Here is an 8,140-nt window from a genome sequence, read left to right as displayed (position 1 = left end):
TGTTCCAGGGAAAAAGCATCAGGTGGGCACCACGATGAAATAGAAATGGTTCTTATCGTCAACGATATGAATTCTGCCGGTTGAGCCGCAAGCAGGTTTGCTCCAGTACAGGTCCCGGTGGTGATGTTGATCATCACCAAGACGCAAACCCATCACATCCAGAGAAAATTCAATGTGAATCCTTTCGTGCTGCCACGTGGGAGCAGTTTAAAAATTCATGAACCCCGCCTTCATAAGCATGGCAAGCATTAAAACTGAGGCAGAACCACCTGTAGAACACATGGCTTGAAGAAGGCCTCTAAAAAGAGCCGTTGAATTAAAGTTTAGTTTTCCTCGTCAAACAATCCACGTTCCTCATCACGCTCATGTTTCCCCTGCTCCTCAATCGAACGACTAATCATCGCTTCATCGAGTCCAACAGTGCTCACACAATAGCCGCGAGACCAGAAATTTGTCCCAAATAAAGTGCCATATGTCTTCACCAACTCGCGATGAATACGAATCGCACTTTCCCCTTTCAAATACCCGATCGTCATCGCAATCGAATACTTTGACGGAACGCTCAACAACATGTGAATGTGGCCTGGCTGAGCATTCCCTTTCAACAAACTAATCTCCTTTTGTCGACACAGTTCCCGCAAAATTTCGCCGATCTTCTTTCGACGTTTCCCCAAAAACACCCGCTGCCGAGACTTTGGTACAACCACAACGTGACACTTACAGCCCCACTTCACGAGCGACTGACTTTGCCAATCTTTCATGGCGATCCTCTTATTTCCCCCTGCACTGGGCCATCCACATGAAGGATCATCTTTTACTCACGCAGGAATTGGCAGACCCTTTGTAATCCTCACCGGCAGAGTCGGAGGATTAACGTGGATTTAACCATGGGACGCCGGATAGGTGATTTTGCAAGTAAGGGAAGTCGCTGCAAAGTGATCCGCGACCTGTCCAAAAGTCAAACGCCCCAGTGATCATCGGAGTTACGAAATCCTTTCGGGAAAACGCATCTCGAGCGACCATCACCAAAAAGGAGAGCGAAGAACATTCCTGACACAAAACACCACAAACGTCGAGAATTGACCAGCCCGAAAAAAGCAAATGCCTGCATACCAATTACTTATGGCATGCAGGCATGTTGTAAAGCGGAGAGAGGGGGATTCGAACCTCCTGCTGATTCGAACTCAAGTGCTGAGCCTGACAGCTTTTGCGAATTATGCCAAGCGTTCAATGCTGCAAATGTGCTGCATTCGGATGGCATTCAGTGTCTTCAAGCGACGTTCGCTGACGTCAATTTGCAGGAAGTCGTTCTCGGTTGGAATTCTCTGAAACTGGAAGTTCGAGAAGAGATTGTGGAACTCGTTCGCGAACAAAATTCACTTGAGTGATCCGAAATCCCTGCTCGATTTTTCGTAATTAACATTATCACTTTGAATTTCAACTAGGGGCTCTCTCCCGCATATGCGAAACGCACAAATTCCAATGATGTTGAGCTGCCCCCAATCAACTGATCTACGACTAAGAATGAAAATGCTCTTATGACCTACTCCACTTTTCTGAACCATTCTTTATGAGAAAATCAATGGTTTCATCTGGTCAGGCTAGCCTGGCCAGATGAAGCGAACTCTTTGGGGGCCAGGTTTCCCAAAGCGCTGTGAGGTCGATGCTCGTTGTAGTCAACTCGCCAAGCTTCTGTCTTCTCCTTCGCATCGTCAAGAGATAAGAACCAATTTTCATTGAGGCATTCAGCACGGATGCTTCCATTGAAAGACTCAATGAATGCATTATCCGTAGGTTTTCCGGGACGACTGAAGTCGAGTGTCACACCATTGGCGTACGCCCATTGATCTAAAACTTTCGACGTGAACTCTGGACCGTTGTCCACACGAATCGTTTTTGGCAACGTGCGATCACAAGCCAGACGCACTAAAACCGAGACAACATCCTTGCCTCTTAGCCGCTGACCAACCTCGATCGCAAGACTCTCGCGAGTAAAGTGATCGACTATCGTTAACAGGCGAATTCGGCGGCCATCGAAGAGCTCATCAGACATGAAATCCATCCCCCAGCAGTCGTTTATGCGAGTCGCCTCTGGTCGATCAGACCGTGTCGGACAACTCACTCGACGCCTGGGAGTCCTGGTTCGCAAGCTCAGCATTTCTTCACGGTAGATCCGATACACTCGCTTCGCGTTCACCTCCCAACCTTCTCGGCGAAGCAAAATATGAAGTCGCCGATATCCGTCGTGAACGCGAATGGCTGCCAACTCCTTTAATCGCATTCGCAGGGCGACCTGCTCATCCTTCGTTGATTGATATCGATGGCTTGAACGAGCCAAGCCAACTAAAACGCAAGCACGTCGCTCACTGATTCGATAGCACAACTTAGCTCCTTCGACACATTCACGAAGGCGGGCAGGCTTTAGAGCTTTTTTGAAAGGACATCCTGTAAGATCTGCTTGTCCAAACTCAGGTCTGCAACCAATGACTTCAAACGCTTGTTTTCTTCCTCCAAAGACTTCAGCTGGCGAAGTTCTTCAGTGCCGAGTCCAGAAAACTTCTTCTTCCATCGATAGAACGTCTGCTGGCTTATCCCCAGCTTGCGACAAACCTCTTCAACTGGCGTTCCACTCTCCGCCTGCTTGATCGCAAATGCAATCTGCTGATCAGTAAATTGACTCTTCTTCATGGTCATCTTTCTTCAAAATGGACGACCAGATTCTAACAGAGATTTTCTCACTAAGAATGGAACAGTTTTTTGGCGCAGATCACTACCTCAATGAGCATTGGTTTTTAAGTCTTGAAGACGCACAGTCCAAAGTGGATGATTGGCGTAGGGACTACAACGAAAATCGACCGCACAATGCGCTGAACAACGAAACGCCAGAGGCGCTTGCACAGGCGTCGCACATGACGTCGAGAGGGAAACTTCCCCGCAAGAGAAGGAACGAATAGACCCGGAAACTTGCATTACAAGTGGATCAAGAAAGCAGGCAAGTCCAGGGCAACTGCTACCATCATAACACATGGATCAAAAATTCAAAGACAGGGCACAGGAACACGAGATGAATTGAACAATCCAAATTCGAACCGTCTCAATTGAATTTTGAACCTATCAATAGATCAATAGAAATATATAGTTTTAGTCAACTACTTAATTGCAAAAGGGCCGGACTTGGGGAGGCAGTCAAGGTACTGCCGGACGGTTATTTTTTTGCTTTTAACAACAGTTGTGACCTGAGCATATATGTCAGAACCATCTTCCAAACACCCCCCCATCCGAAACTCGGTTTCATTTTCAAACTCTAACATTACAACAAATATGATCGGTCCTCGATAATTTTCTGGTTTGAAGTTTTTAGGAAAGCTAATTAGTGGAAGACTTGCGGCAACAATGGTTGAAGTTTGCGAATTGTCGATCTCAATATCAAGCAGATATAAAGCACCGTCAATTCCTTTGCGATATAGGCGTCCATGAGAGAACCAAAAATTCTTTGAGATCGCAAGAACTTCTTCTTTCTTCTGTGATATTTCGATGCCAGGAAGTGGTATCCATCTAAAACCGTGCGAATCGTTTTTTAATATCGGCGTTCTAATGTCTCGCGGTGTGAAATTCGAAATTTCTAGAATCCTCGAGCCATTGCCGACCACTTCTGTCATGTCTTCAGCCAACAAAGGAGAATAGAACGTAGAACTAATTAACACCAAAAGACCAGCTAGTTTTTCTCTAACGTCATTCATTTTATTGGATCCAGTAGAAGAGTTAGCCCTAAGACTTCAAGTCCTATTCAACAAAGTTTGCATGATCAAGGAACGGGAAATGGTTTTGGTGGGACGGGAAATGGGTTTGGCCCAGGAGGTATGTCCGGAAACACAGGTGGTCCTAAATCTTCAGCTGGGAAAGGCGGCGGAATTTCCCTTGGCTCAATATCCACGCAGAAGCAACTGGTCTTTACCAATCTTTCGTCTACGAAGTAGTAACCACCCTTCAAGTATCCGATCCCACTTGTGACATCTTTTGGAGCCCAATCCAATGGTGGTTTAGGCAATCGATTAATTTTTGCAGGTCCATTCTTTGACCAACAGCTAGTGGGGTCCGCCCCATCAATCCCCGTTTCCCCGCAGACAATGTGAAAGTTCGGTCCGCTTTTACTTCGTATCTTCTGTCCTCGCGAAATTTGATTTGTGCTTGCATCGATGAGAATTTCATAAACAACCTGTTCAGTCTGCCACAACCAGCATTTTTCTTGGCAAGGGCTGCATTGAACTGTGCATTCAACCTCTACTCCTCCCATTCCAGTAATCGTAGCTATAGTTCGCTCTGCTGTGCCTATAAAAATATATTGCCTTAGTGCAAGGCCAGCACAGTTGTACAATTTGGGATTCACACTGAAATCGGGTGGAGGATAATCGGGAATTGGAATCGGACGTGGTCTGGGAATTCCACCAGCTGGAATAGGCGGAATAAAGCCGTCATCCTTTGGCGCCGGGCGTGGCGGTCTCGATCCTGTTGGGCGCCAAACTACAGGACTCAATCCTGATGCATCTCTACTGCTCGGAATAAAATAAGCAACATACAAGTCAACTCCGTTCACAAATCCAAGTGGTTCAACGCTCAACCACCGACCAATTGTCGGTGAATAAATCCTCTGCACGTTCGGTAGCAATGGGATCACGCTCAATACCGATCACTTCACAGTTCTGACGCTGTTTGAGAGCTTCTCCCATCCGTCCCCCGCCACAGCCGATATCGAGAATACGTTTTGCTGAGATTGGAACGAGTGACTGCACATCAGGCCGATCAAACTCGAAATAGAACGCTTCTTTCTGGGGTATTGGTGGTTGAGGATCAGGTTGGTTTACTGATATTGATGTTGGTGATGCAGTCAGTTGTTGCTGAACTGAGCGAAGTAACGTTTCCATGCGATGACGATACGTATGATGCTGTAAGACATGCTGCCTGCCAGCTCCGGCGATTCGTTCTCGTACTTCGTCATGGTTGAGGTAATAAACCAGCTTGTCGAAGAGTTCTGCTGTGTCGCTGTAGCTGGCGTAATGGACTCCTTCCTGGATCAGTTCAGCCGGACCATTGGCAGACAGATCATTGGTGAGTAAGAGCGAGCCACTACAAAGTCCCTCAAAGACTCGCATGTTGATGTCGTTGCGAATGCTGCGGTTGAAGACCACGCGGGAGGCGGAGTACGTCTCCGCCATTTTGAGGAAGTTCTGTTGCCCAATGAATGAGTTGGGATAGCGGGCTGCAATCTGTTCCAGGAGTTCCTGACGTTCACCAGGAAAGATGTGGCCGACAAAAGCGACATCGAATTGCTTATTGGTTTGAACCCGACCATGAATCTGTGGATCACATGCTAATGGCAACCATTGTGCGTTTTTCATTCCTTCTTGCTGTAACTGCTCTGCACCATCTTTCTGAGCTGCGAAGGTGAAGTCGCAGAGAGAGGACATTTTCAGACATCGCTCAAAATCAAGATGACTATCAATCCCCCACCAAGCCGCTGGTCTCAGGTCGTCTCGAAATATTTGTTGCGTTCCATCGTCGATATAGAGATACAAATCAAACTGACCTGGAGAAACACGTTCCAGCTCACTCGGCAACAGATGCTCTACAGATTTCAGCGGCCCTTCGCGTACCAACTCCCCCATTGCCCGTCGGCAATAGAGACCAGTCGTTTCCGGTCGAGGTTGATCGTCGTAAATGACAGCAATACGTTCCATTATTATTCAACTTTGAAGTTTCCAAACAACTTTAGACGCATGATTTGATGTACTAATTATTTCGACGTGTTTGCAATTCCCAATCAATCTCTGAATCATTAAGTAATATTGGACCGACAGGATCGGAAAACACAAACCACCGTCTTCCATGACGGCTAGAAGTTGAAGAACACGCGTAAAACATTACCTGTTCACCAGCGTGGCTAACGACTGGAATTCCAGAAAGATTCTCATTCTTGGTTTTCCAAATAAAATATGAATCTGTATATGAACAATAAATTTCGTCGCCAAGAAACCGCACTTTTTCACCATCAAGTGATGCAGGTAAAGTGTTGTTGTCTAGTTTATTTGCGATTTTTCTTGCGGCTCTAACAACAAGCTCAACCTCTCTGCGGTGAAATCTCATGCTTGATGCGCGGTAACCTGAAGTTGCCATGTGAATTAGACTTACAAATAAAAAAAGCGTAACCATTGCCGTTGGAAGCCTGTTAGTATGGACAAAGGTTTCAAATTTTTCTCGCATATGCTTTCAATCACTGTAAAGGAGTATTCTTTCCGGCCATTCAGAACCTGATGATGGCTCTACATCGTTGTTATTAAACCAACGAAACCTACATGGCTTGTCATCATCTGGATAATCGTCTGAGGGACAATCGCTGCAACCATCAAACATTGGGTCATTGTAACTGGGCATATTTCTTGAAATCGGATTCCTTTTCGCTTGACACAATTGATGACCACCTCCAGATCCTGGAAACATGTACCCTGTATAAATCCATTTTTGCAGCGTATCGGTAAGTTCGTGACCACACTCAGAAGTACCAGCTAAATATTTTGCGTGCTTATGTAGCGATGTAAACAAATACGCAGTTCCTAGCTTCATTCCACACAATCTCGACATTACTCCCCATAACATATAATTGACCGACCATTCATTATGTTTGTAACCATACACCTTCACACATGTCTGAATGTTTGGCGAAGTTCCAATGTGACAAGCACCGCATTCACTATGTCCAGGCACTTCTGGTGCTCGACATTCGGCCCCTAGGTCCCAGCTTAGCCATGTCGATGGATTAGAGCACCAGAAAAGTTTCTTCCACTGTGGTGTTCTACACCAAGTTTGAATTGCTAATTCCATGGTGGCCCTCAGTCTTTTTCCAACATCTGGACCACATTTAGCTCCACAATCTGGAATACAACTTTTAGGCAAGAATCCTGATGGATCAATCTGCATAACTGGGGAGTTACTTCCGAATAAGTAAGGGTTAATCGTGGATTGCTCTCGCCAGAGCAAATCAACAGCCCCCCATCTAGCAATAGATGCTAAGTAAGTTCTGGCTCGGATGTATTGAATCTCAGTATCAACATCGAAGTGATATCCAACATTTCCAGTAAATTGAAACGGGATGATGGTTGTGCCGCTCGATGAGATGACGTAGCCCCAGGCGTCGTAAATATAATTGTCGGTGACAGCTTCTGAATTGTCAGTAAGTTCTCTGGTCGAGCCGAGTGCTTCATAGTGGTAGTAACTTGGTGTCCAGACTGCTCCTGATTTGCGGTATTGAGAGACCAGATTTCCGTAATAGTTTGGTTCGTTGGTGTAGACGACATTGATGTCGTCATTCTCGTCGGATTCAGCGAGGTAGTTTTGATCGTCCCAGATGAATTTCTTGGTTCCGGCGGACTCTTCGAGCTTGACTCTTAACCCGTCCGGTTCATACGCCATGGTGTTACGGATACCTGTGGGTAACTCAACGAGGGTCGTCTTGTTTTCGTAGTCCCAGGTGGTCGTGGTGCGGTCGTTGTTGGGGGCTTGGACGAGTTGTTGGTTGCCATCGGCGTCGAATGTGTAGGTGGTGGTTCCGCTGGCGTCAATGCTGGTTTCTAATTGATTCGCTGCGTCGTAGCTGTAGGTGGTTCGGACTCCGGTTTCGTTTTTGAGGAGACGGTTGCCCACGCTGTCATAGGTGAACGTGTTACGATACGGAACTGTCCCCGTACGGTGTTCTGCGGTCAGTTGATAAGTGGCATCATAAGACCATGTGACCCGACTGCCATCGGCTTCTGCGACTTCGGTACGGTTACCAACATTGTCGTACTTGTAATCAAACTTCGAGATGACCGTGTTGTCACTCTTCAAATTCGCAAGTGTGGTGATTCTGTTCGCTGCATCGTAGGTGAATGAAGCACGTGCGCCGTTGGCAAGTTTCTTGACCGTGCGACGACCTTTGGCATCGTAGGCGTAGGTCGTTCGCTCTCCCTGAGGATTGATCAGCGAAGTGATCCGATTGAGGGCATCGTAAGAGTATGTCGTCCGACCACCATCAGGATCGATCATCAGTGTCCGATTCCGATTAGCATCGTAGCGGTAGCTGATCGTTTTCTTCGCTGATCCCATCTCT

Annotated in this window: 7 protein-coding genes; 1 reads left to right on the top strand and 6 read right to left on the bottom strand. The window is 46.6% G+C overall.

Annotated features, from left to right (window positions below):
• Positions 1-323: 323 nt before the first annotated feature.
• Positions 324-761: an IS200/IS605 family transposase gene (gene tnpA, locus ACN0YR_RS16475; RefSeq protein ID WP_417850326.1), complete on the bottom strand. Its 438-nt coding sequence runs from the start codon at positions 759-761 to the stop codon at positions 324-326.
• A gap of 827 nt (positions 762-1,588) precedes the next feature.
• Positions 1,589-2,688, bottom strand: a protein-coding gene (locus ACN0YR_RS16470) for an IS3 family transposase (RefSeq protein ID WP_417850325.1) whose coding sequence is annotated in 2 segments (ribosomal slippage) — positions 1,589-2,436 and positions 2,436-2,688 — 1,101 coding nt in all. Because the reading frame shifts where the segments join, the coding sequence is not laid out codon by codon here.
• Positions 2,689-2,705: 17 nt separating this feature from the next.
• Between ACN0YR_RS16470 and ACN0YR_RS16465 the strand changes: the two genes are divergently transcribed.
• Positions 2,706-2,954, top strand: a complete 249-nt coding sequence (locus tag ACN0YR_RS16465; RefSeq protein WP_417850324.1) for an integrase core domain-containing protein — start codon at positions 2,706-2,708, stop codon at positions 2,952-2,954.
• Positions 2,955-3,149: 195 nt separating this feature from the next.
• Here the strand turns inward: ACN0YR_RS16465 and ACN0YR_RS16460 are convergent, their stop codons facing one another.
• From ACN0YR_RS16460 to ACN0YR_RS16445, 4 genes are all read right to left on the bottom strand, one after another.
• Positions 3,150-3,740, bottom strand: coding sequence for a hypothetical protein (locus ACN0YR_RS16460; protein WP_417850323.1), 591 nt, complete (start codon positions 3,738-3,740; stop codon positions 3,150-3,152).
• 867 nt (positions 3,741-4,607) lie between these two features.
• On the bottom strand, positions 4,608-5,735 hold the full coding sequence (locus ACN0YR_RS16455) for a glycosyltransferase family protein (RefSeq protein WP_417850322.1): 1,128 nt from the start codon (positions 5,733-5,735) through the stop codon (positions 4,608-4,610).
• Positions 5,736-5,787: 52 nt separating this feature from the next.
• Positions 5,788-6,258, bottom strand: coding sequence for a hypothetical protein (locus ACN0YR_RS16450; protein ID WP_417850321.1), 471 nt, complete (start codon positions 6,256-6,258; stop codon positions 5,788-5,790).
• 6 nt (positions 6,259-6,264) lie between these two features.
• Positions 6,265-8,136: an RHS repeat domain-containing protein gene (locus ACN0YR_RS16445; protein WP_417850320.1), complete on the bottom strand. Its 1,872-nt coding sequence runs from the start codon at positions 8,134-8,136 to the stop codon at positions 6,265-6,267.
• Between the last annotated feature and the right edge of the window lie 4 nt (positions 8,137-8,140).

It is taken from the genome of Thalassoglobus sp. (assembly GCF_048270125.1).
Taxonomy (GTDB): Bacteria; Planctomycetota; Planctomycetia; order Planctomycetales; family Planctomycetaceae; genus Thalassoglobus.
Note: the sequence above shows the minus strand (reverse complement) of the source record. Positions and strands in the feature narration are given on the sequence as shown.

Bases quoted from the DNA above. Each gene is read 5' to 3' on its own strand.
- ACN0YR_RS16465 (WP_417850324.1), top strand. From the start codon at position 2,706: ATGGACGACCAGATTCTAACAGAGATTTTCTCACTAAGAATGGAACAG.
- ACN0YR_RS16455 (WP_417850322.1), bottom strand. From the start codon at position 5,735: ATGGAACGTATTGCTGTCATTTACGACGATCAACCTCGACCGGAAACG.
- tnpA (WP_417850326.1), bottom strand. From the start codon at position 761: ATGAAAGATTGGCAAAGTCAGTCGCTCGTGAAGTGGGGCTGTAAGTGT.
- ACN0YR_RS16450 (WP_417850321.1), bottom strand. From the start codon at position 6,258: ATGCGAGAAAAATTTGAAACCTTTGTCCATACTAACAGGCTTCCAACG.
- ACN0YR_RS16460 (WP_417850323.1), bottom strand. From the start codon at position 3,740: ATGAATGACGTTAGAGAAAAACTAGCTGGTCTTTTGGTGTTAATTAGT.
- ACN0YR_RS16445 (WP_417850320.1), bottom strand. From the start codon at position 8,136: ATGGGATCAGCGAAGAAAACGATCAGCTACCGCTACGATGCTAATCGG.